This is a genomic window from Pseudoroseicyclus sp. CXY001, assembly GCF_041714655.1.
GTDB lineage: Bacteria > Pseudomonadota > Alphaproteobacteria > Rhodobacterales > Rhodobacteraceae > Pseudoroseicyclus_A.
This window is the reverse complement of record NZ_CP168219.1, coordinates 376,046-398,249: the sequence shown is the minus strand read 5'-3', so window position 1 is coordinate 398,249 and position 22,204 is coordinate 376,046. Positions and strand designations below refer to the sequence as shown.

Annotated in this window: 21 protein-coding genes; 12 read left to right on the top strand and 9 right to left on the bottom strand. The window is 67.6% G+C overall.

The features are described 5' to 3' along the window. Nucleotides 1-57: 57 nt before the first annotated feature. The 5 genes from ACAZ03_RS02100 to ACAZ03_RS02080 form a co-directional block, all read right to left on the bottom strand. On the bottom strand, nucleotides 58-1,641 hold the full coding sequence (locus tag ACAZ03_RS02100) for an ABC transporter ATP-binding protein (protein ID WP_373355690.1): 1,584 nt from the start codon (nucleotides 1,639-1,641) through the stop codon (nucleotides 58-60). After that, nucleotides 1,638-2,855 (bottom strand): ABC transporter permease, encoded by a 1,218-nt coding sequence (locus ACAZ03_RS02095; protein ID WP_373355689.1) that lies wholly within the window; start codon nucleotides 2,853-2,855, stop codon nucleotides 1,638-1,640. Before ACAZ03_RS02095 ends, ACAZ03_RS02100 begins: the two co-directional genes overlap by 4 nt. Next, on the bottom strand, nucleotides 2,852-3,967 hold the full coding sequence (locus ACAZ03_RS02090; protein WP_373355688.1) for a microcin C ABC transporter permease YejB: 1,116 nt from the start codon (nucleotides 3,965-3,967) through the stop codon (nucleotides 2,852-2,854). The genes ACAZ03_RS02095 and ACAZ03_RS02090 overlap by 4 nt, the downstream gene beginning before the upstream one ends. Before the next feature lie 53 nt (nucleotides 3,968-4,020). Beyond that, nucleotides 4,021-6,054, bottom strand: coding sequence for an extracellular solute-binding protein (locus tag ACAZ03_RS02085; protein WP_373355687.1), 2,034 nt, complete (start codon nucleotides 6,052-6,054; stop codon nucleotides 4,021-4,023). A 244-nt stretch (nucleotides 6,055-6,298) separates the two neighbouring features. Then, nucleotides 6,299-6,817 (bottom strand): cytochrome c family protein, encoded by a 519-nt coding sequence (locus tag ACAZ03_RS02080; protein WP_373355686.1) that lies wholly within the window; start codon nucleotides 6,815-6,817, stop codon nucleotides 6,299-6,301. A gap of 115 nt (nucleotides 6,818-6,932) precedes the next feature. Between ACAZ03_RS02080 and ACAZ03_RS02075 the strand changes: the two genes are divergently transcribed. From ACAZ03_RS02075 to ACAZ03_RS02020, 12 genes are all read left to right on the top strand, one after another. Next, a complete protein-coding gene (locus tag ACAZ03_RS02075; RefSeq protein ID WP_373355685.1) occupies nucleotides 6,933-7,775 on the top strand; it encodes a prephenate dehydratase in 843 nt (280 codons plus the stop codon). A 9-nt stretch (nucleotides 7,776-7,784) separates the two neighbouring features. After that, nucleotides 7,785-8,249: a VOC family protein gene (locus ACAZ03_RS02070; protein WP_373355684.1), complete on the top strand. Its 465-nt coding sequence runs from the start codon at nucleotides 7,785-7,787 to the stop codon at nucleotides 8,247-8,249. A 5-nt stretch (nucleotides 8,250-8,254) separates the two neighbouring features. Then, nucleotides 8,255-9,178 carry a tRNA 2-thiocytidine(32) synthetase TtcA gene (ttcA, locus tag ACAZ03_RS02065; RefSeq protein ID WP_373357025.1) on the top strand — a complete coding sequence of 308 codons (924 nt, stop codon included), beginning with the start codon at nucleotides 8,255-8,257 and terminating at the stop codon, nucleotides 9,176-9,178. Nucleotides 9,179-9,262: 84 nt separating this feature from the next. Next, nucleotides 9,263-10,828, top strand: a complete 1,566-nt coding sequence (locus ACAZ03_RS02060) for a putative bifunctional diguanylate cyclase/phosphodiesterase (RefSeq protein ID WP_373355683.1) — start codon at nucleotides 9,263-9,265, stop codon at nucleotides 10,826-10,828. A gap of 167 nt (nucleotides 10,829-10,995) precedes the next feature. After that, the gene (gene yidC, locus ACAZ03_RS02055) at nucleotides 10,996-12,864 is read left to right on the top strand and encodes a membrane protein insertase YidC (RefSeq protein WP_373355682.1); all 1,869 of its coding nucleotides are present in this window, start codon (nucleotides 10,996-10,998) and stop codon (nucleotides 12,862-12,864) included. Further along, nucleotides 12,861-13,619, top strand: a complete 759-nt coding sequence (locus tag ACAZ03_RS02050) for an MOSC domain-containing protein (RefSeq protein WP_373355681.1) — start codon at nucleotides 12,861-12,863, stop codon at nucleotides 13,617-13,619. Before yidC ends, ACAZ03_RS02050 begins: the two co-directional genes overlap by 4 nt. Beyond that, entirely contained in the window at nucleotides 13,616-14,266 is a 651-nt protein-coding gene (gene yihA, locus ACAZ03_RS02045) for a ribosome biogenesis GTP-binding protein YihA/YsxC (RefSeq protein WP_373355680.1), read from the top strand. The genes ACAZ03_RS02050 and yihA overlap by 4 nt, the downstream gene beginning before the upstream one ends. Nucleotides 14,267-14,448: 182 nt before the next feature. Continuing rightward, nucleotides 14,449-15,339 carry an acetylglutamate kinase gene (gene argB / locus ACAZ03_RS02040; protein ID WP_373355679.1) on the top strand — a complete coding sequence of 297 codons (891 nt, stop codon included), beginning with the start codon at nucleotides 14,449-14,451 and terminating at the stop codon, nucleotides 15,337-15,339. Between the two features lie 51 nt (nucleotides 15,340-15,390). After that, nucleotides 15,391-15,918 carry a hypothetical protein gene (locus tag ACAZ03_RS02035; RefSeq protein ID WP_373355678.1) on the top strand — a complete coding sequence of 176 codons (528 nt, stop codon included), beginning with the start codon at nucleotides 15,391-15,393 and terminating at the stop codon, nucleotides 15,916-15,918. Between the two features lie 2 nt (nucleotides 15,919-15,920). Further along, nucleotides 15,921-16,574, top strand: a complete 654-nt coding sequence (locus ACAZ03_RS02030) for a ferredoxin (RefSeq protein ID WP_373355677.1) — start codon at nucleotides 15,921-15,923, stop codon at nucleotides 16,572-16,574. Beyond that, nucleotides 16,571-17,071, top strand: a complete 501-nt coding sequence (locus tag ACAZ03_RS02025) for a histidine phosphatase family protein (RefSeq protein WP_373355676.1) — start codon at nucleotides 16,571-16,573, stop codon at nucleotides 17,069-17,071. The genes ACAZ03_RS02030 and ACAZ03_RS02025 overlap by 4 nt, the downstream gene beginning before the upstream one ends. 25 nt (nucleotides 17,072-17,096) lie before the next feature. Further along, nucleotides 17,097-17,381, top strand: a complete 285-nt coding sequence (locus tag ACAZ03_RS02020) for a putative quinol monooxygenase (RefSeq protein WP_373355675.1) — start codon at nucleotides 17,097-17,099, stop codon at nucleotides 17,379-17,381. 70 nt (nucleotides 17,382-17,451) lie between these two features. Here ACAZ03_RS02020 and ACAZ03_RS02015 read toward each other — a convergent pair whose 3' ends face one another. The 4 genes from ACAZ03_RS02015 to ACAZ03_RS02000 form a co-directional block, all read right to left on the bottom strand. Continuing rightward, complete coding sequence (locus ACAZ03_RS02015; RefSeq protein ID WP_373355674.1) at nucleotides 17,452-18,243, bottom strand: amino acid ABC transporter ATP-binding protein; 792 nt, start codon at nucleotides 18,241-18,243, stop codon at nucleotides 17,452-17,454. An 11-nt stretch (nucleotides 18,244-18,254) separates the two neighbouring features. Continuing rightward, nucleotides 18,255-19,574 (bottom strand): amino acid ABC transporter permease, encoded by a 1,320-nt coding sequence (locus ACAZ03_RS02010; RefSeq protein WP_373355673.1) that lies wholly within the window; start codon nucleotides 19,572-19,574, stop codon nucleotides 18,255-18,257. A 1-nt stretch (nucleotide 19,575) separates the two neighbouring features. Beyond that, entirely contained in the window at nucleotides 19,576-20,808 is a 1,233-nt protein-coding gene (locus tag ACAZ03_RS02005; protein WP_373355672.1) for an amino acid ABC transporter permease, read from the bottom strand. Nucleotides 20,809-20,967: 159 nt separating this feature from the next. Then, nucleotides 20,968-21,984 carry an amino acid ABC transporter substrate-binding protein gene (locus tag ACAZ03_RS02000; protein WP_373355671.1) on the bottom strand — a complete coding sequence of 339 codons (1,017 nt, stop codon included), beginning with the start codon at nucleotides 21,982-21,984 and terminating at the stop codon, nucleotides 20,968-20,970. Nucleotides 21,985-22,204 lie beyond the last annotated feature (220 nt).

The window sequence follows — 22,204 nt, the reverse complement described above, 5'->3', positions numbered from 1 at the left end:
ACCCCCCTGAAGGGTATTTGGAAAGGGGCATTAGGCAGGGAGCGCGAGCTTTGTAGCTCAGCGCACGAAGGCGGCGTCCATCAGCTCGCGGGTGTAGGGGTGCTGCGGGGCGTCGAAGATGGCGTCGGCCGGGCCTTCTTCCACCACATCCCCCTGTTTCATCACCATGATCCGGTGGCTGAGGGCGCGGACGACCTTCAGATCGTGCGAGATGAAGAGATAGGCGAGCCCGTGCCGCTTCTGCAGGTCGCGCAGCAGATGCACGATCTGCACCTGCACCGACATGTCGAGCGCCGAGGTCGGCTCGTCGAGCACGATCAGCTTCGGGCGGAGGATCAGGGCGCGCGCCACGGCGATGCGCTGGCGCTGGCCGCCGGAGAATTCGTGCGGGTAGCGATCCATCGTCGCCGGGTCGAGCCCGACCTCGGCCATGATCTCCGCCACCAGCCGGCGCTTGTCGGTGCCCTCGGGCGCGCCATGGACGCCGAGCCCCTCGGAGATGATCTCCGCCACCGTCATGCGGGGTGAGAGCGAGCCGAACGGGTCCTGGAAGACGATCTGCATCTCCTTGCGATGCGGGCGCATCTGCCGGGGGGAGAGTTCGTCGAGCCGGTTTCCGAGGAAGACCATCCGTCCTTCGCAGTCGATCAGCCGCAGGATCGCCAGCGCCAGTGTCGTCTTGCCGGAGCCGCTTTCGCCGACGATGCCCAAGGTCTCGCCGGAGCGGATCGTCAGCGTCGCGTCGTTGACGGCCTTCACATGGCCGACGGTGCGCTTGAGGAGGCCCCGCTGGATGGGGAACCAGATCTTCAGATGTTCGGTCTGCAGGATCGGATGCGCATCCGCCGGCACCGGCACGGGGCGGCCGGCCGCCTCGGCGGCGAGGAGCATCTGCGTATAGGGGTGCTCGGGGGAGGAGAAGATCTCCGCAACCGGGCCGGCCTCGACGATCTCGCCGTCCTTCATCACGCAGACCCGGTCGGCGATGCGGCGGACGATGGAGAGGTCATGCGTGATGAAGAGCATCGACATGCCGGTGCCCGCCTTCACCTCGGCCAGAAGCTCGAGGATCTGCGCCTGGATCGTCACGTCGAGCGCCGTGGTCGGCTCGTCGGCGATCAAGAGCTCCGGGTTGTTCGCCAGCGCCATGGCGATCATCACCCGCTGCCGCTGCCCGCCGGAGAGCTGGTGCGGGAAATCCGCCAGCCGGCTCTCCGGGTCGCGGATGCCGACGCGGGTCAAGAGGTCGATGATGCGGGCGCGGATGGCATCGCCGCGCAGACCCTGGTGCAGCTCGATGGCCTCGCGGAGCTGTTTCTCGAGCGTGTGCAGCGGGTTGAGCGAGGTCATCGGCTCCTGGAAGATGAAGCTGATGCCGTTGCCGCGCACCTCGCGCAGCGCGCGGCCGGAGGCGGTGACCATGTCCTGCCCGCCGAAGCGTACATGTCCGCCGACCTCGGCATTCTCGCCGAGGAGCTGCACGGTGGAGAGCGCGGTGACGGATTTGCCGGAGCCCGATTCGCCGACCAATGCCACCGTCTCTCCCTTCTCGATAGAGAAGGAGACGCCGCGCACGGCGGGGATGCGGCGGCCGTCCTGAAGGAAGTCGACCGTGAGGTCCTGCACCTCGAGCACGCTCATGCGAATGTCTTCCGCGGGTCGAAAGCGTCACGCACGCCCTCGAAGATGAAGACCAGCAGGGTCAGCATGATCGCGAAGGTGAAGAAGGCCGTGAAGCCGAGCCAGGGCGCCTGCAGGTTCTGCTTGGCCTGAAGCGTGAGCTCCCCGAGCGATGGCGCCGAGGAGGGCAGGCCGAAGCCGAGGAAGTCGAGCGAGGCCAGCGAGCCGATGGCGCCGGTGATGATGAAGGGCAGCATGGTGACCGTGGCGACCATGGCGTTCGGCAGCATGTGGCGGAACATGATGGTCCAGTTGGAGACGCCGAGGGCCTTGGCGGCGCGGACATATTCGAAGTTGCGCGCCCGCAGGAACTCCGCCCGGACGACGCCGACCAGCGCCGGCCATCCGAAGAGGACGGAGAGGAAGACCAGCAGCCAGAAACTTCGCCCGAGGATCGCGAAGACGATGATGATGACGTAGATCGCGGGCGTGCCCGTCCAGATCTCGATGAATCGCTGGAAGATCAGATCCGTCCAGCCGCCGAAATAGCCCTGCACGGCGCCGGCGATGATGCCGATGACCGAGGTCGCGAAGGTGACGATGGCGGCGTAGAAGATCGACAGGCGGAAGCCGTAGATCACCCGCGCCACCACGTCGCGCTTGGTGTCATCCGTGCCGAGCCAGTTGTCGGCGGAGGGCGGGGCGGGCGCCACGCCGCGCACGTCGACGATGGTGTCGAAGGCATAGGGGATGATCGGCCAGAGGATGCGGCCGCGCTCGAAGCCCTCGATCTCGACAGTGCCGGCGATGGCGGCTTCGCGGAGGCCCACCGGGTCGTCGAAGCATTCGACGAGGCCGCCCGTGCGGATGAGGCATTGCACCTCGGGGCTGGAGTAATTCGCCTCCGTGGGGAAGTCGCCTCCGAAGTCGCGCTCGGAATAGAAGGAGAAGATCGGCATCCGCCATTCGCCGCGGTACTGCACCGCGATCGGGTGATCGTTGGCGATGAACTCCGCGAAGAGCGAGATGGTGAAGAGCACCGAGAAGACGATCAGCGACACGAAGGCCCGCCGGTTGCGGCGGAAGTTGCGCCAGCGGCGGCGGTTGAGCGGCGAGAGCCGGCGGCCCGGCAGTGGCGGCGGCACGGGCGCATGGGCGCCGGCCGAGAAGGGCGTCGCCGCCGCCTCGCGCATGGGCTCTTCGACGCCGTCGTAATTCTCCTCGCGCCAGCTCATCGGCGCGTTCCGAAGTCGATGCGGGGGTCGATGAACATGTAGGTGATGTCGGTGACGATGCCGATGACGAGCCCCATGAGCGAGAAGGCGAAGAGCGTGCCGAAGACGACGGGATAGTCGCGCGCCACCGCCGCCTCGAAGCCGAGCCGCCCGAGCCCGTCGAGCGAGAACAGCGTCTCGATGATCAGGCTGCCGCCGAAGAAGACGCCGATGAAAAGCGCCGGAAAGCCCGAGATCACGATCAGCATCGCGTTGCGGAAGACATGGCCGTAGAGCACCCGCCGCTCCGTCAGGCCCTTGGCGCGGGCGGTCATCACGTATTGCTTCTTGATCTCGTCGAGGAAGGAATTCTTCGTCAGCATCGTCAGCCCCGCGAAGGCGCCGATGAGCCCGGCGAAGACCGGCAGGGTGATGTGCCAGAGGTAGTCGAGCACCTTGCCGATGAGGCTGAGCTGCTCGAAATCCGTCGAGGTGAGGCCGCGAAGCGGGAAGATCCGCCAGTAGCTGCCGCCGGCGAAGAGCACGATCAGGAGGATCGCGAAGAGGAAGCCGGGGATGGCATAGCCGATGATGATGGCGCCGGAGGTCCAGGTGTCGAAGGGCGTACCGTCGCGCACCGCCTTGCGGATGCCGAGCGGGATCGAGACGATATAGGCGATGAGCGTCGACCAGAGGCCCAGGGTCAGCGAGACCGGCAGCTTTTCCTTCACCAGATCGACGACGGAGATCGAGCGGAAGTAGCTCTCGCCGAAGTCGAAGCGGATGTAGTTCCACATCATGTCGATGAAGCGCTCGAGCGGCGGCTTGTCGAAGCCGAACTCCCGCTCGAGCTGCTCGATGAAGGCGGGCGGCAGGCCGCGGGCGCCGATATAGCGCGAATTGGCGGAGCTGCCGCCGGCGCTGCGGGCGGAATCGTCGCCGCTGTCGCCGAGCGAGATGTCGCCCGAGCCGCCGGCGATCGTCTCGAACACGTCACCACGGCCCTGCATCTGGGCAATGACCTGCTCGATCGGGCCGCCGGGCACGAACTGCACGAGAACGAAATTGATGACCATGATGCCGAACAGCGTCGGGATCACGAGCAGCAATCGGCGGAGGATATAGGCGCCCATGCGCTCCCTTCGGGATACGGGTTATCAGTCGGCAGCCGGGGAGGGTCCTTCCGTTACCGGAAGGCCCCTTCGGCGCGAAGATCGTCGTAGGCCGCCTGGTCGATCCACCAGAAGTCGAGCTGGCCGAGCGCATAGGGCGGCAACTCGTCGGGATGGCGGTAGAAGTCGTAATAGGCAACCCAGTACTTGCCCAGGTACCAGACCGGCACCATCCACATGTCGTAGCGCATGATCCGGTCGATGGCGCGGACGCCGGCCGCCATCTCCTCGATGGATCTGGCGTTGGCGACATAGGGGATCAGCGCATCGACGGCGGGGTTGGAATAATAGGCAGGGTTGAAGACATCCCCGAGCCCGTCGGTGCCGAAGCGCTGGCCGATGCTCTCGCCCTCTTCGAGATAGACGGAATAACCGGCGAAGGTCATGTCGTAATCGAAGGTGTTGAGCCGCTCGGTATACTGGCTGGGGTCGATCCGCTCGTAGACGGCATCGATGCCCAGCGCCTTCAGGTTGTCGACGTAAGGGATGAGGATCCGGTCGAAGCTCGGCGAGTAGAAGAGGAACTCGACGCTGAGCGGCTCGCCGTCCTTCTGCATCACGCCGTCGACCACCTCGTAGCCGGCCTCTTCCAGCAGCGCGATGGCGGCGCGGAGGTTGGCGCGGTCAAGCTGGCTCTCGCCGGAGCTGTGCGGCATCGTCACCTCGTCCGTCAGGATCGAGGGGTCGATCATGTCGGCGACGGTTTCCAGAAGCTCCAGCTCACGGCCCTCGGGCACGCCGGTCGCCTCGAAATCCGTGCCTTCCCAGAAGCTTTCGCGTTGCTGGAAGAGCCCGTACTGGAGCGTGTTGTTGGTCCAGGTGAAGTTGTACATGAGCGCCAGCGCCTGACGGACGCGGCGGTCGGCGAACTTCTCGGAGCCCATGTTGAAGACGAAGCCGGTGGCATTCGGCAGATCGCCGTCGGGCAGCTCTTCGGTCACGACCCAGTCGTTGTCGAGCGCCGGGAAGTCATAGGCCGTCGCCCAGTTGAGCGAGGAATTTTCCTGCCGGAAGGTGAATTCGCCGGCCTTGAAGGCCTCGAAGGCGGCGGTGGTATCGGCGAAATACTCGACACGGATGGTCTCGTAATTGTCGCGGCCGATGTTGAAGGGGATGCTCTCCCCCCACCAGTCCGGGACCTTGCGATAGATGATCTGCTCGTTCACGTCGTAGCTGTCGAGCATGTAGGCGCCGGTGCCGGGCGGGATCTCGAAGCTGGCCTCGTCGAGCCGGTAGCCCGTCTCCTCGAACCAGTGCTTCGGCCGCGCGGTGGTGGCGCCGGCCTGGGAGATCGTGTCGTTCGGCGAGAAATCCTCGCCGAAGGTGAAGCGCACCGTATGCTCGTCGAGCGCCTCGACGCTGGTCAGCATCTGGCTGACGACGGAGGCGAAGCTCTCGGTGCCCTGCTCGATGGAGATCTCGTGGCTGAAGACGATGTCTTCCGCCGTCATCGGCTCGCCATCCGAGAAGGTGACGTCATCGCGGAGGTTGAAAATTACCCAGTCGCGCGCGTCGGGATCGGCGGGATATTCGAGCGTCGTGCAGAGATAGCAGTAGCTCGCCCCCACCTCGTCGGCCGTGCCCTGCAGGATGCTCTCGAAGCCGATGGTGGCGAGCGCGCCGGGCGTGCCCTCCTTGGTGGCATAGGGGTTGAGGTTGTCGAAGGTGCCCTGGGCCCAGATGGCGATCTCGCCGCCCTTCGGCGCATCGGGGTTCACATAGGCGAGGTGCTCGAAATCGGCCGGCAGGGCGAGCTCGCCGAAGTTGGAATAGCCGTGGGAGATGATCGTCTGCACGCCGTCCCGCTCGCCAAGCGTGGCGCCGGCGGGCACGCGGAACTCGGCGGCCTCTTCCGGTGTCGCCTCTTCGGTGGCCGTGTCCTCCGTCGCCTCGTCCTGGGCGCGGGTCTGCGTCGCCGCGACGAGCGCCGCGAGCCCCAGGCCGGTCGCGAGGATCAGGCGCCACGGCGGCTCATGCGGCAGGCTGCGGGCCTCGGCCCGGGCCTCGCGCCGGGGCGGGAACATCTCTCGGGCAGGGCGATGCGGCATGACTCACTCCTGTCATGAACGGGCGATTAACCTTACCCGCAGGCTAATGGGCCGAGACGACGACATTCAAGTTGAGATTGCGTTAACAAACCGTGAGCCCCGCGGCGCGGCCGCGCAACGCCCCTGTTGCCCGCATGGGCAGCGCCCTGAAAGCCCCCCCCGAAACGAAAGCGCCCGGGCCGTTGCGGGCCCGGGCGTTTTGTCACTTACCTTGAGCCGACCCGCGGGGCCGCCCCCGCCGGCCTCAGCCGTCCAGCGAGTCGAGCCAGGCGATGATGTTCGCCCGATCCTCGACCGAGCGCAGGCCGCTGTAGGTCATCTTCGTGCCCGGCGCGAAGCCGCGCGGGTCTTCGAGGAAGGCGTTGAGATTCTCGGGGCTCCAGACATCGGCATGCTCTTCGAGCGCGCCGGAATAGGCATAGCCCTCGACCGCGTCGACCGCCCGGCCGACGACGCCGAAGAGCGTCGGGCCGGTCATGTTCTCGCCCGGCTCCACCGAGTGGCAGGAGCGGCAGTTGCGGAACACGCCTTCGCCGGCCGCCGGATCGGCATTGGCATAGACTTCTTCGAAGGCCGGGCCTTCCTCGACGGGCGCGTCGCCGCCTTCGCCGCTCTCGGGCACCGCGATGACATAGGCCTGCTCATGCTCGCCATGGCCACCGACCATGTAGACCTCTTCGGCCACCCATTTGCCGAGCAGGAAGATCAGAAAGGTGCCGGCAAACCCGCCAAGCAGCTTGGTAAACGTCATTGTGTCGAACATGCCGCGCCTTTCGCCCTTCACCGATTTCGCGCCCATCTACCCCTTCCTCCGCCTTGGGTGCAAGGTGTAGTGGCGCCCCGACTTGCCCGGGGCCTCCGGGCCGAAGGAACTGCCCATGACGACCCCCAAGATCGCCTTCCAGGGCGAGCCCGGCGCCTATGGCCATCAGGCCTGCCAGGAGGCCAAGCCCGGCTACGACCCCCTGCCCTGCCCGACCTTCGAGGATGCGCTGGCCGCCGTCCGCTCCGGCGAGGCGGAGCTGGGGATGATCGCGGTGGAGAATTCCACCTACGGCCGCGTGGCCGACGTTCACCAGCTTCTGCCCGACAGCGGCCTGCACATCGTCGAGGAGGCCTTCGTCCGCGTGCGCATCGCGCTGATGGCCCCGAAGGGCGCGACGCTGGAGGGGCTGCGGCGGGTGCGCTCGATGTCGATCCTCCTCGGGCAGGCGCGCCGCTTCCTCAACGAGCACGGGCTGGCCCGGCTCAACTGGTCGGACAATGCCGCCGCCGCCCGCACGGTGGCCGAGATGGCGGACCCCGCCGAGGGCGCGCTCGCCTCGCCGATGGCCGCGGAGGTCTACGGGCTCGACATCCTCGCCGACGGCATCGAGGACGAGGGCTCGAACACCACGCGCTTCTACATCATGTCCCGCGAGCCCAACCTCTCCCGGCGTGGCGACTCGGGCATGATCACCTCCTTCGTCTTCCGGGTGCGCAACATCCCGGCGGCGCTCTACAAGGCGATGGGCGGTTTCGCGACCAACGGCATCAACATGACCAAGCTCGAGAGCTACATGGTCGGCGGCGCCTTCACCGCGACGCAGTTCTATGCCGAGATCGAGGGCCACCCCGAAGACCGCTCCGTGCAGCTCGCGATGGAGGAATTGCGTTTCTTCACCGACTATCTGCATATCATGGGCGTGTTTCCCGCCGCCAAGCCGCATCACCCCGACTGAGGTCCTGACATGACCGGAGAGCTCTCCCCCGCCGCGCAGGCCCTTCACGACGCCGGCGAACCGGCGGTGCCCTTCCGCATGGTCGGCATCGACCATGTGGTGCTCCTGGTCGGCGACATGGACGAGGCGCTGCACTTCTATTGCGACGTCCTCAGCTGCCGGCCCGGCTATTCCTTCCCGCATCTGGCGATGGAGCAGGTCTGGTGCGGCCCGCAGCTCATCGTGCTGGTCGACATCACCGACCCGAAGGCCGCGGCGATGGTGCCGAAGGTCGCGGGCGGGCGGAACGTCGATCATGTCTGCCTCAACATCACCGCCACTTCGCGGGAGGTGCTCCGGGCGCATTTCACGAAGCATGGCGTGACCATCGACACCGAGGCGCTGCATTCCGGGGCGCGGGGGATGGGCGAGAGCACCTATATCTTCGACCCCTGGGGCAACCGGCTCGAGATCAAGGGGCCACCGCTGCTATGAACGACATGAGCGACATCGACGACGACCTCGGCGGCGACATCCATGCGCTCTTCAACGGGGCGCCGGGCACGGGCGAGTTCAAGAAGCTCCGCAAGCGCATCATCCGAAACACCCGCGAGGCCATCGACCGCTACGGGATGATCGCGCCGGGCGCGCAGGATCCTGATGCGCCGAAGCCGCGCTGGCTCGTCTGCCTTTCCGGCGGCAAGGACAGCTACACCCTCCTCGCGGCGCTGACCGAGCTGCAATGGCGCGGCCTCCTGCCGGTGGAGATCCTCGCCTGCAACCTCGATCAGGGGCAGCCGGGCTTTCCCGCGACTGTCCTGCCGGAGTTCCTTGAGCGGATGGGCGTGCCCCACCGGATCGAATTTGCCGACACCTATTCCATCGTGATGGACAAGGTGCCCGCCGGGCGGACCATGTGCGCGCTCTGCTCGCGGCTCAGGCGCGGCAACCTCTACCGCATCGCGCGGGAGGAGGGCTGCTCGGCCGTCGTCCTTGGCCACCACCGCGACGACATCCTCGAGACCTTCTTCCTCAACCTCTTCCACGGCGGCAAGCTGGCGACGATGCCGCCGAAGCTCTTGAACGACGAGGGCGACCTCTTCGTCTACCGCCCGCTCGCCCATGTAGCCGAGGCGGATTGCGAGCGCTTCGCCCGGGCGATGGATTACCCGATCATCCCCTGCGACCTTTGCGGCAGCCAGGACGGGCTGCAGCGCCAGCAGATCAAGGGCATGCTCGACGAATGGGAGGCGCGGGCGCCCGGGCGGCGGCAGAAGATGTTCTCCGCCCTCATGAACGCCCGGCCGAGCCACCTGCTCGATCCGGCGCTTTTCGACTTCGCGGGGCTCATGCGAAGCGCAGGCGAGAGCCCGGACGGGCGCGCCGATCAGGACAATTCGAACCAAAGACCGGCTCAAATTTAACGCCTGCCCCATCGTCACCCCGCTACACTTCCGCGATGTTGATCCGGCATTGAACGGACCGATGGAAAGGAAGGCTGCGGCGGGATGAGGCTGCGCACAGCAAGATGGCCGAGCTGGCTGGATGACGGCCTGGCGCGCCCACGGCGCCGGCGCCGGGCTCTGCTCCTTTGCGTGATCACCGGCATTGCCTTCGCGCTCCTCATCGCGGCGCTGCTCGCGCCGGCGGGCGGGGCGGCCGTGGCGGTGGCGCGGGTGCTGCCCTCGGTGCTTGCCCTGGCGCTGCCCTGCGCCGTGGCGCTCTGGCTGATGGATGTCGCCCTCCTGCGCGCGCCCGACCGCGACCTCGTCACCGGCCTGCCCGGCCGGCACGAGCTGCTGGAGCAGCTCTCGGCCCGGCTCGAGACCCCGCACCGCGGCGGCGGCGCGGCGCTTCTGCTTCTGTCGCTCGACGGCTTTTCCGAAGCAGAGCGGACCAATCCGCGCGCGGCCGAGGATGAGATGCTCCGCCGTGCCAGCGACCGGCTGTCGGCGGCGCTGCGCAGCTCGGACGTGCTAGCCTGGCTGGGCGGCAGCAGCTTCGGCATCCTGCCCGGGCGCTGCAACCAGGGGGAGCTGCCCGAGATGATGGCCCTCGCCTCCCGCCTGCAGGAGGCGCTGATGCGGCCCATGAGCCTCACAGGCGACGACAGGCTCTACCTCTCCGCCTCCTGCGGCATCGCGCTTGCGGGCAGGATCGCGCCCGCGGGGGCCGAGGCGGTGCTGCAGGCCGCCACCACCGCGCTGGCGGAGGCGAGCCGGGCCGGCCCCGGGGCCGTCCGCTCTTATTCCGAAGCGATGCGCGAGCGCGTCGAAAGCCGCCGGGGGCTGGTCCGCGCCGTGGCCGAGGCGCTGGACCGCGGCGACATCCACGCCTGGTTCCAGCCGCAGATCGCCGCGGGCAGCGGGCGGCTCACCGGGCTCGAGGCCCTGGCCCGCTGGCAGCATCCCGACCGCGGGCTGATCCCGCCGGCGGAGTTCATGCCGGCACTCAAGCAGGCCGGGATGATGGACAGGCTCGGCGAGCAGATGCTCCGCCAGGCGCTGGAGGCGCTGAAGCGGTGGGACGCGATGGGGCTCGACGTGCCCGGCGTCTCGGTCAACTTCTCGGCGACCGAGCTCAGCGACCCGCATCTGACCGACAAGATCGCCTTCGAGCTCGACCGGCACGGCATCGCGGCGCGGCGGCTGGTGATCGAGGTGCTGGAAACGGTCGTCGCCGCCAAGGTGGACGATACCGTGATGCGCAACCTCTCGGGCCTCGCCCGGCTCGGCTGCCGCATCGACCTCGACGATTTCGGCACCGGCCATGCGGCGATCACGACGATCCGCCGCTTCTCGATCCAGCGGCTCAAGATCGACAGGAGCTTCGTTGCCGGCATCGACGGCGATCCCGAGCAGCAGGCGATGGTCGGCGCCATCCTGACCATCGCCGACCGCCTGGGGCTCGATACGCTCGCCGAAGGGGTCGAGACCGAGGACGCCCGCACGGCCCTGACGGCCCTCGGCTGCGCGCATCTGCAGGGCTTTGGCATCGCCCGCCCGATGCCGCTGGAAGATGCGACGCGCTGGATTGCCGCCCATGCGGGCCTATCGGGGGCGCTGGCGGGTTGAGGCCCGACCTGACGGGCGGGCTCGCGGCCAGCGCAAGGGCATGGCGAGGGCGGGCCGGCAGGCCCTTCTCCGCAAGGTGAAAGACCTCCGGCACTATCCGCTTGACCTTTGAACCCTGCCCCTGTTGAACGCTGCGGGATAAACGGCCAGGCTCTCGCGGGGCGAAGATGAACGAAAACAACCGGAACCTTCTGATCGCGACCGGGCTGTCCATGCTGGTCATGCTGGTCTGGATCCTGCTGTTCCCGCCCCCGCCTGTCGAAGACACGCCGCTGCCGGAAGAGGCCGCGTCCACCTCTCCCCTCGGCACGCCCACCGCCTCGCCGCCTGCCGAGGACGGGGCGCCGACGACGCCGGGCACCACGGCCTCGACCGCCGGCACCCCCGCGACCGACGCAGCCGCCGAGGCGCCGCGCGTCGCCATCGACACGCCCAACCTCACCGGCTCGCTGTCGCTGCTCGGCGGGCGGTTCGACGACCTCCGGCTCGTCACCTACCGCGACAATCTCGACGCGGATGCCGACATGGTGCGGCTCCTCAGCCCCCGCGGCGAGGAATACGCCTATTACGCCGTCTACGGCTGGGCCCCCGCCGGCGGGCTCGCCGCCGATGCCGTGCCGGGCCCCAACACGCTCTGGGAGCTGGAGGACGGCGAGACGCTGACCCCCGACACGCCCGTCGAGCTCACCTGGGACAATGGCGCCGGGCTCGTCTTCCACCGGACGATCTCGGTCGACGAGCAATTCCTCTTCACCATCGCCCAGACGGTCGAGAACCAGGGGGAGGCCCCGGTCTCTCTCGCGCCCTACGGCTTCGTCGCCCGCCACGGCACCCCGGATCACCGGGCGCTCTGGATCCAGCACGAAGGCCTCGTGCGCATGACCGACGGCGAGCTCGAGGAGGTCAAATACGCCAAGTTCGACGGCCTCGACCCCGCCCCCGGCGGCGGCTACGCCGAAACCGTCGCGGCCACCGGCAGCGGCTGGATCGGCTTTGCCGACACCTACTGGATGACGAACCTCATCCCCTCCCCCGGCGCCCCCTTCACCTCGACCGCGCGCTACAACGAGACCTCGGGCATCTATCAGGTCGAGATCCTCTTCCCGACGCTCACCGTCGAGCCGGGCGCCACCGAGGAAGTCTCCGGCATGCTCTTCGCCGGCGCCAAGGAATGGGAAGTGCTGCGCGACTACCAGAACGAGGGCGGGATCGACCGCTTCCTCGACACGATCGACTGGGGCTGGTTCTTCTTCCTGACCAAGCCGATCTTCTGGGTGCTGCACCACATCCATGCGCTCATGGGCAACATGGGCTGGTCGGTCATCGTGCTGACCATCTTCCTGAAGATCCTCGTCTTCCCGCTGGCCTACCGCTCCTATGTCTCGATGGCCCGCATGCGCGAGCTCCAGCCCGAGATGGAGAAGATGAAGGCCGCCGCGGGCGACGACCGCGAAAAGCTCCAGAAGGGGATGATGGAGCTCTACAAGAAGAACAAGGTCAACCCGGCCTCGGGCTGCGTGCCGATCCTCTTCCAGATCCCGATCTTCTTCTCGCTCTACAAGGTCATCATCAACACGATCGAACTGCGCCACGCGCCGTGGATCGGCTGGATCCGCGACCTCTCGGCGCCGGACCCCTCGTCGATCCTCAATCTCTTCGGGCTCCTGCCCTATGCCCCGCCGGATCAGGGCTCGATCCTGTTCATCCTGTCCCTCGGCGTGCTGCCGATCCTCCTCGGCATCTCGATGTGGCTGCAGCAGAAGCTCAACCCGGCGCCGCCGGACCCGACGCAGCGGATGATCTTCGCCTGGATGCCTTGGGTCTTCATGTTCATGCTCGGCAGCTTCGCCAGCGGCCTGGTGCTCTACTGGATCACCAACAACACGATCACCTTCATCCAGCAGTACACGATCATGCGGCTGCACGGGCACAAGCCCGACGTCTTCGGCAACATCGTCTCGGCCTTCCGCCGCAAGCCGGCCGAGGCGGGCGCGAGTACCGCCGCCAATTCGGGCGGCAAGCCCAAGGGCAAATGAGCGCTCCGAGGGAAGGGTCCCTCGCCGGGATCGTTCGCCATCCGATCAAGGCGATCGGGACGGAGACGCTCCGCGCCACGCGGCTGACCGCCGGCGAGGCGCTGCCCTTCGACCGGCACTGGGCCGTGGCGCATGAGGCGGCGCGGTTCGCCGAGCGCGAGCTCGACGGCTGGCAGCCGAAGCGCAACTTCATCCGCGGCGCCGCCTCGTCGCAGCTCATGGCCATCAAGGCCCGGATGGAGGGCTCACAGCTCGTGCTCAGCCACCCCACCGCCGGCGAGCTCACCATCGACCCCGAGAGCGACAGCGTGCAGCTCACCCGCTGGCTGGCGCCGCTCTGGCCCGAGAACCGGCCCGCCCCCCGCTCCATCGAGCGAAACCCCAACGGCCCGCTGGCCGACACGCCGGCGCCCTATGTCTCGCTCCTCTCGACCGCCTCCAACGCGGCGCTGGGGGAGAGCATGGGCGCACGTCTCGACATGCACCGCTGGCGTGGCAATCTCTGGGTCGACGGCTGGGCGCCCTGGGCGGAGTTCGACCTCATCGGGCAAGAGTTGCAGGTCGGCGGCGCGCGCCTGCGCGTGGAGGAGCGGATCACCCGCTGCGAGGCGACGATGGGCAATCCCGAGACGGGCGAGAAGGATCTCGACACGCTGGGGGGGCTCGACGCCTTCGGCCACCGCGACTTCGGCGTCTTCTGCACGGTCATCTCTTCTGGCGACATCGCGCTCGGCGATGCGGTGGGGCCGGCATGAGCCTCGCCTTCCCCCTCGCCGAGGCGCCGGAGCCGGAGGCCCGCGAGGCCGGCCGGCTGCTCTTTGCCGGCGAGGTCGACTTCCTCAAGGGCGTCGTCGCCATGGACGGGCTGCCGCCCGGCGACCGGCCGGAGATCTGCTTCGCCGGGCGCTCCAACGTCGGCAAATCGAGCCTCATCAACGCGCTGACGGGCCGCAAGGCGCTGGCCCGCGCCTCCAACACCCCGGGGCGGACGCAGGAGCTGAACTTCTTCACGCTGGGCCAGAGCCATTACATGGTCGACCTGCCCGGCTACGGCTTCGCCGAGGCGCCGCTCGCCAAGGTGCAGGCCTGGCAGCGGCTCCTGAAGGCCTATCTGGCGGGCCGCGCGACGCTCCGCCGCGCCTTCGTGCTCATCGACTGCCGCCACGGCGCCAAGCCGGTGGACGAAGAGATCATGGGCCTGCTCGACAGCGCCGCCGTGACCTTCCAGGTGGTGATGACCAAGGCCGACAAGGTTCGCAGCGCCGAACGCGAGAAGGCCATCGCCACCACGCGCGAGGTGCTGGCGCGGCACCCCGCGGCCTTCCCGGAGATCGTGCTGACGAGCTCCGAGAAGGGCGAGGGGCTGGAGACGCTGCGCGCGATCATCGCCGGCATCGCCTGAGGCGGCCGGGTCGAGGCGCCCTGCCCCCCGTCGCCTGAACGGCGACTCCCCCCACGGGTATCTGGAGAAAAGCGAGAGGGGCGGCGGGTTTTGGCCCGGCGCGCTTGACATCTGCGGGGCGGCGCGGCCCTTGGCAGGAGCGGTGGTAATGGGTACCACCCCCTGACCCCGGACCGACAGAGATGATGACCCAGGATATGGATCGCGACTGGCTGACAACCGCCCGGACCCTGCAGAAGGCGCTGCCCTACATGCAGCGCTATTCCGGCGCCATCGTCGTCGTCAAATTCGGCGGCAACGCCATGGGCGGCGTCGAGGAGATGGCGGATTTCGCCCGGGACATCGTGCTGATGCGGCAGGTGGGGGTGAACCCCGTCGTCGTCCATGGCGGCGGGCCGATGATCAACGAGCTGCTCGCCAAGCTCGGCATCGAATCGCGCTTCGTCAACGGCAAGCGGGTCACCGACAAGGCCACCGTCGAGGTGGTCGAGATGGTGCTGACCGGGCTCGTCAACAAGCGCATCGTCCAGGCGATCATGGACGAGGGCGGGCGGGCCGTCGGCCTTTCCGGCAAGGACGATGACCTGATGGTCTGCGAGGCGGACGACCCGGAGCTCGGCTTCGTCGGCCGGCCCATCGAGATGAACGTCCAGGTGCTGCGCGACCTCTTCAAGGCGGGGATCATCCCGGTCATCGCCCCGGTGGCGACGGGGATGGACCCGAATGAGACCTTCAACGTCAACGGCGACACCGCCGCCGGCGCCATCGCCGGGGCGCTGAAGGCCGACCGCCTGCTGCTTCTGACCGACGTGCCCGGCGTCAAGGACAAGGACGGCAATGTCGTCACCCAGCTCACGCCCGATCAGGTGCGGGCGATGATCGCCGACGGCACGATCTCCGGCGGGATGATCCCCAAGGTGGAGACGGCGCTGAAGGCGGTGGACGACGGCGTCCGCGCGGCGGTGATCATCAACGGCAAGCTGCCGAATGCAGCGCTGCTGGAGCTCTTCACCGAGCATGGCGCCGGCTCGATCATCCGCTCGACCGAGCCGCGGGTGCCCTCCGACGAGTGAGCGACAGGCGCGGCGTTCCGTGCTAGGCTCAGGGGCGAAAGGATCCCGCCCATGCGCCCTGCCTTGCCCATTGCCGGCCCCCGTGCCGCCTTCGCCGCCATCGCCCTGGCCATCGCCGCCAGCCCGGCCGCGGCGCTCGATTCCTGCGCCATCGGCGTCTGGGAGGCGGATGCCAACGATATCGCCCATCTGATGGCGACCACCATGAACGGCACGGCGGAGCATGTCTCCGGCACAGCCCATATGGTCATCACCGCCGACGGCATCGCCGAGATCATCGCCAACAACCTGACGATCAACGTCGTGGTCGCGGGCACGCCGCCGATCGAGGTCGTCGTCACCGGCTACAGCCGCGGCCTCTTCGAGGCGGATGGCGGGGCCTGGCGCTACTCGACCGTCGATTTCGAGCTCATCGGCTCCGCCGACGTGCTCGGCCAGCGCATGACGATCCCGATCACCTCCGACACGGGGATGTTCGGCAATGCCGAGGGCATCTACGGCTGCAGCGAGACCTCGATGTCCTTCGACGCCGGCGACGACCTGCCGCGCTTCCCCCGCCGGTGGACGCGGGTCGGCTAAGGATGCGCCTGCCGGCGGAGCAGGAGGCGCTGGCAGCAGCGCTGAAGCCTCAGGGGCTGCGGCTGGCGGGCGCCTGCGCGCCGGAGGCGGAGGACGGGCTGGGGCGGGAGGTGCGCTCGATCCTGCTCGTCTCACCCGACGAGCCGGCGTTCTGGCCGGTCTTCGCCGGCAGCCCCGAGCGCGCCGACGGGCTGGAGGATCCGCTCGACCGCTGGTCCGCTCGGGTGCTGGGCGCGGTCGCGCGGGCGCATGGGGCCAGCGCCGTTTACCCCTTCGGCGGGCCGCCCTACCGGCCGTTCATCCGCTGGGCAGAGCGGTCGGGGCGGGCCTATGCCTCCCCCGTCACGCTCCTCGTCGATGGCGTCGCGGGGCTCTTCTTCTCGGCGCGGGGCGCGCTCCTGGTGGGGTGGGAGGCGGCGCTGCCGCCCCTGCCCTCCCCCTGCCCCGCCTGCCCGCAGCCCTGCCGCAGCGCCTGCCCGGCCGGCGCGCTGACACCAGCGGGTTATGACGTGGCACGGTGCCACCGCTGGCTTGACAGTGACGCTGGGTCCATGTGCATGGAGGGCGGCTGCCTGGTGCGCCGGGCCTGCCCCGTCGGGGCGGGGCTCCGGCTGCCGGCGCAATCCGAATTCCACATGAAGGCCTTTCACCCGTGAAGCGACTGATCCTCACCCGCCATGCCAAGTCCGACTGGGTCGACGGCGCCAACGATCATCAGCGCCCGCTCAGCAAGCGCGGCCGCCGGGCCGCGCCGATGATCGGCCAGTGGCTGCAGGCGGGCGGCTGGCTGCCGGATCTCGTGCTCTGCTCCGATGCCAAGCGCACCCGCGAGACGCTCGCGCTGATCCTCGCGGAATGGGAGAGCTGGCCGCCCGTCCGCCAGCGCAAGTCGCTCTACCAGGCCTCCGCCGCGCGCATCCTCGAGATCGTGCAGGGCGAGACCGGAGCGACGACGATCCAGGTGATCGCCCACAATCCCGGCATCGGCCAACTGGCGGCGGAGCTCGTCGCCGAGGCGCCGGGCCATGACCGCTGGGAGGGCTATCCGACCGGCGCCACGGCCGTCATCGGCTTCGAGCTCGACGACTGGGCGCAACTGCGGCCGGGGACGGGCCGGCTTCTCGACTTCGCCATTCCGGCGGAGCTGACCTGAGCCGACAAGAGAGGTGGAGGGCCCCATGCACGGTGTGATCGGCAGGATCAATGCGAAGCCGGGGATGCGTGACGAGCTCCTCACGACGCTCGGCAGCGGGACCGGCAGGCTGCCGGGCTGCCTGTCCTACATCGTCGCGCGCGATATCGACGCCGGCGATGTCATCTGGGTGACGGAGATCTGGGAGAATGCCGCGGCCCATGCCGCCGCGCTGCGCCTGCCGCAGGTGAAGGAGACCATCGCCCGCGTCCGGCCGATGATGATCGGCATCGAGCGGGTGGCGACTACGCATGTGACCAGCGGGCTCTGACGCGAAGGGGCGGCCCCGGCGGGCCGCCCCTTCTGCTTGTCGCCCCCTTGCGGGAGCGCCGCGCGGAGTGTCAGTGGCCGAGGATCTGGCTGAGGAACAGCTTGGTCCGGTCGCTCTTCGGATTGTTGAAGAACTCCTCGGGCTCGTTCTGCTCGACGATCTGGCCCTGATCCATGAAGATCACGCGGTTCGCCACCTGACGGGCGAAGCCCATCTCGTGCGTGACGCAGAGCATGGTCATGCCCTCCTGCGCCAGCTCGATCATGGTATCGAGCACCTCCTTGATCATCTCGGGGTCGAGCGCCGAGGTCGGCTCGTCGAAGAGCATGATCCGCGGCCGCATACAGAGCGACCGGGCGATGGCCACGCGCTGCTGCTGCCCGCCGGAGAGCTGGCCGGGATATTTGTCGGCCTGTTCGGGGATCTTCACCTTCTCGAGGAAGTGCATCGCCGTCTCTTCGGCTTCCTTCTTCGGCGTCTTGCGCACCCAGATCGGCGCCAGCGTGCAGTTCTCGAGGATCGTCAGATGCGGGAAGAGGTTGAAGTGCTGGAAGCACATCCCGACCTCCGAGCGCACCTTGTCGATGTTCTTGAGGTCGGAGCTGAGCTCCGTCCCGTCGACGACGATCTTGCCGGACTGGTGCTCTTCCAGCCGGTTGATGCAGCGGATCAGCGTCGACTTGCCGGAGCCCGAGGGCCCGGCGATGACGATGCGCTCGCCGCGATAGACCGTCAGGTCGATGTCGCGCAGCACGTGGAAGGTGCCGAACCACTTGTTCATCTTGACGATCTGCACGGCGACCTCGTCGGTCACCTTCATCTGGCTGCGGTCGATTTCGAGCTCGGTGTCAAATGCGGTCATGGTCGGGCTCCTTAGCGATGCTCACGCGTGAGCTTGCGTTCGAGATACATGGAGTAGCGGGACATGCTGAAGCAGAAGATCCAGAACAGGACCCCGATGAAGACGAAGAGCTCCCAGTAGATGCCGTTCCAGTCGGTCGTCGCCCGGATGGAGTTGGAAAGCCCGATCGGGTCGAGAAGCCCGATGAAGACCACCAGCGTCGTGTCCTTGAAGAGCCCGATGAAGGTGGAGACGATGCCGGGGATCGAGATCTTCAGCGCCTGCGGCAGGACGATGAGCTGCATGGACTGCCAGTAGTCGAGCCCCAGAGCATCTGCCGCCTCGTATTGCCCCTTCGGCAGGGCGGCGAGCCCGCCCCGGACGACCTCGGCGATATAGGCGGCCGAGAAGAGCGTCACCATGATGATGACGCGCAGCATGATGTCGAAATTCGTCCCCGGCGGCAGGAAGTAGTTGAGCAGGAGCGAGGCGGTGAAGAGCCAGACGATCAGCGGCACGCCGCGGATCAGCTCGATGAAGCCGACGGACATCTTGTTGATCAGGAAGAGGTCCGACTGCCGGCCGAGCGCCAGGAGGATGCCGAGCGGAAGAGAAAGGATGATGCCCGTCACGCCGATGACGAAGGAGAGCATGAAGCCGCCGAAATCCTTGGAATCGACGGGCTCGAGCCCGATGGGCGCGATGTTCCCCAGCTCCCGCGCCAGTAGGCCGGCGAGGAAGAGCCAGTAGAGGATCGGCAGGATGAAGGCGGCCAGTGTCGCCCCGAGCGTGCCGACCGGCCCGCTGAGGAAGCGGATGCAGGCCCAGGCGATGACGAAGCCGAAGGCCACCGACAGCGGCCCCCAGATCGTGCCGCCCCAGAGAAGGAAGAACAGGATGAAGGGCGAGATGGCGGTGAACCACAGCATCTTGCGCGGCAGCTTGTCGAAGAGCACCGGCGCCACGGCCACGAAGAACAGCACGAAGGCGAGGATCGGCCGCCAGTAGAGCTCGCGCGGATAGAAGCCGAACAAGAGCTGCTGCCAGCGGTCGGAGATGACCGCGAAGCAGGCCGCGTCGACGCCCTCGCCATAGGTGGCATTGCGGATCTCGCGGCACTCGTTGAGCGAGCCGGCGTCCCAGATGCCGCGGAAGATCCACGGCAGGATATGGGAGAGGATCCAGTAGATCGCCGCCAGCGCCAGCACGGTCAGGATGGCGTTCACCCAGCCCGAAAACAGGTTCTGGCGCATCCACTTGAGCGCGCCGGTCTCGGTGATCGGCGGCTCCTTCTGGGCGAGCATCGTCTCGCGGACGAAGGCGAGATCGGCTTCGGAATGGGTATCGGCCATCTCAGCGCTCCCTCAGCTTCACGCGGTTGTTGTAGACGTTCATCACCCCCGAGATGATGAGCGAGATCACCAGGTAGAAGAGCCCCAGGAGCAGCATGCCCTCCAGCTCCTTCCCCGTCTGGTTGATGGTGATGCCGCCCAGCGTCGAGCGGACATCCATGTAGCCGACGGCGATGGCCAGCGAGGAGTTCTTGGTGAGGTTCAGATATTGCGAGATGAGCGGCGGGATGATGACCCGGAGCGCCTGCGGCAGGATGACGAGCCGCATCGTGGTGCCCGAGCGCAGGCCCAGCGCGTAGGAGGCCTCCGTCTGGCCCTTGGCGATGGCGAGGATGCCGCCGCGCACGATCTCGGCGATGAAGGCGCCGGTATAGAGCGACAGGGCGAACCAGAGCGCGATCAGCGAGTTGCGCACCTGCAGGCCGCCGTCGAAGTTGAAGCCCCCGAGCTCGGGATAGGCGAGGCCGATCGGCCGGCCGAGGACGAAGAAGATGAGGAGCGTCGGCAGGAAGAACATCGCGACGGAGGGCCAGAAGGTCGGCACGACCTTGCCCTCGTCGAAGAGCTTCTTCACCGCGCGGCGGCGCCACCAGATTATGGCGGCGATGGAGGCGAGGAAGACCAACCCGATGATCCAGGATCCGGGGCCCCAGACGGGCGCGGGGATGAAGACGCCGCGGTTGGTGATGGCGACGGACTCCCACAGCAGCATCGAGGCGTCGGCGATGCCGTTCTCGTCGGGGCGGAAGGCGCGGGGCTGCGGCGTGGCTTCGGTCATCAGGGCGAAGATGAGCAGGATCCACAGGAGCAGAGGCACGTTGCGGAAGGCCTCGACATAGACAGTCATCAGCTTGGCAATGACCCAGTTGTTCGAGAGCCTCAGAACCCCCGCCAGCACGCCCAGCACCGTGGCGGTGACGCAGCCGAGGAAGGCCACGAGCAGCGTGTTGAGGATCCCCACAAGGGCGGCGCGGCCATGGGTATAGCCGCTGTCGTAGGGGATCAGGGTCTGGTTGATGTCGTAGCCGGCCCGTTGGCCGAGAAAGCCGAAGTCGAAATCCTTGCCGAGCGCGGCGAGGTTTTCGACGATGTTGTTGATGAGCCAGCCAAAGCAGGTGAGCAGCAGGATCATCGCGACGATCTGGATCGTCAGCGAGCGATACCGTGTGTCGTAGATCAGTTGGCTGAGCCGGAATCCCCCGTCCGGCGCGGACGCGTCAGTCGTCGTGGACATGTTGTCTCCCCGGCGAGACACCCTTCCTTCCGAGGCGCCGGTTTTCCGGCTTGTCCTCAAAGGGCGGCCCGATGCTGTCCATTCATTCGGAGCGGCTCCGCGGCCGGCCCCGTTATTGGAAGAGGGCGCCGCCTTTCGGCAGCGCCCTCCCCTGTCGTCTTACCGGAACGGCGGGCTGTAGAGCAGGCCGCCTTCGGTCCACTGCGCGTTCAGGCCGCGCGCCAGACCGATCGGGGTGGACTCGCCGATGTTCTGCTCGAAGAGCTCGCCATAGTTGCCGACGGCGGCAATGGCGTTCTTCGCCCAGTCGGCCTCGAGGCCGAGCATGGCGCCGAGGTCACCCTCGGTGCCGAGCAGACGGTTGATCTCCGGATTGTCGGTGCCCTGCGAGAGCTCTTCGACATTGGCGGAGGTCACGCCGTATTCCTCGGCGGCGATCAGCGCGTTCAGCGTCCAGCGGGCGATGTCGCCCCAGTCGTTGTCGCCATGGCGCACGAGCGGGCCGAGCGGCTCCTTGGAGATGATCTCGGGCAGGATCACGTGATCGCCCGGGTTCTCGAAGGTCGCACGGGTGGCCGCGAGACCGGAGGCGTCCGTCGTGTAGACGTCGCAGGCGCCAGCCAGATACTGCTGCTGGGCCTCGGCGTTGGTCTCGATCGGCACCGGCTCGTAGTTGATGTTGTTCACACGGAAGAAGTCCGCGAGATTGAGCTCGGTGGTCGTGCCGGTCTGGATGCAGACCGTGGCGCCGTCGAGATCCTTGGCGGAGGTCACGCCCAGCGAGCGCGGCACCATGAAGCCCTGGCCGTCGTAGTAGTTCACGCCGACGAACTCGAACTTGAGGTCGACGTCGCGGCTGAAGGTCCAGGTGGTGTTCCGGGCCAGCAGATCGATCTCACCGGAGGCGAGCGCGGTGAAGCGCGTCTGGCCGGTGGTCGGGACGAAGTTCACGGCGGTGGGGTCGCCGAGCACGGCGGCGGCGACGGCACGGCAGATGCCGACGTCGAAGCCTTCCCACTCGCCATTGGCGTCGGGGGCCGCGAAGCCGACGAGGCCGGTGGTCACGCCGCAGTTCAGCACGCCGGCTTCCTTGACGTCATCGAGCGTCGCGGCGCTGGCCGAACCGGCAGCGAGACCGGCAACGGTCAGCGCGCCGAAAAGAACGGATGTTTTCATGTCTACCTCTTCCTGAGTTCCCACGCCCGAAGACGGGGGCTTATCGCCCGCTCTCCCTGAAGAGCGGAATCGAGTTTCATTGGGGGCAGGGCCCCTCCCGATTTACCAAACTTGGGCGATTTCCCACCGACCGGTCAAGGCTTCGCTGCCCCCTCTGGCGGGGCATCTGCTGGAAAAAGCGGCGATCCAAAGCGTTTTGGATGGGGGATGACCAGCAAAA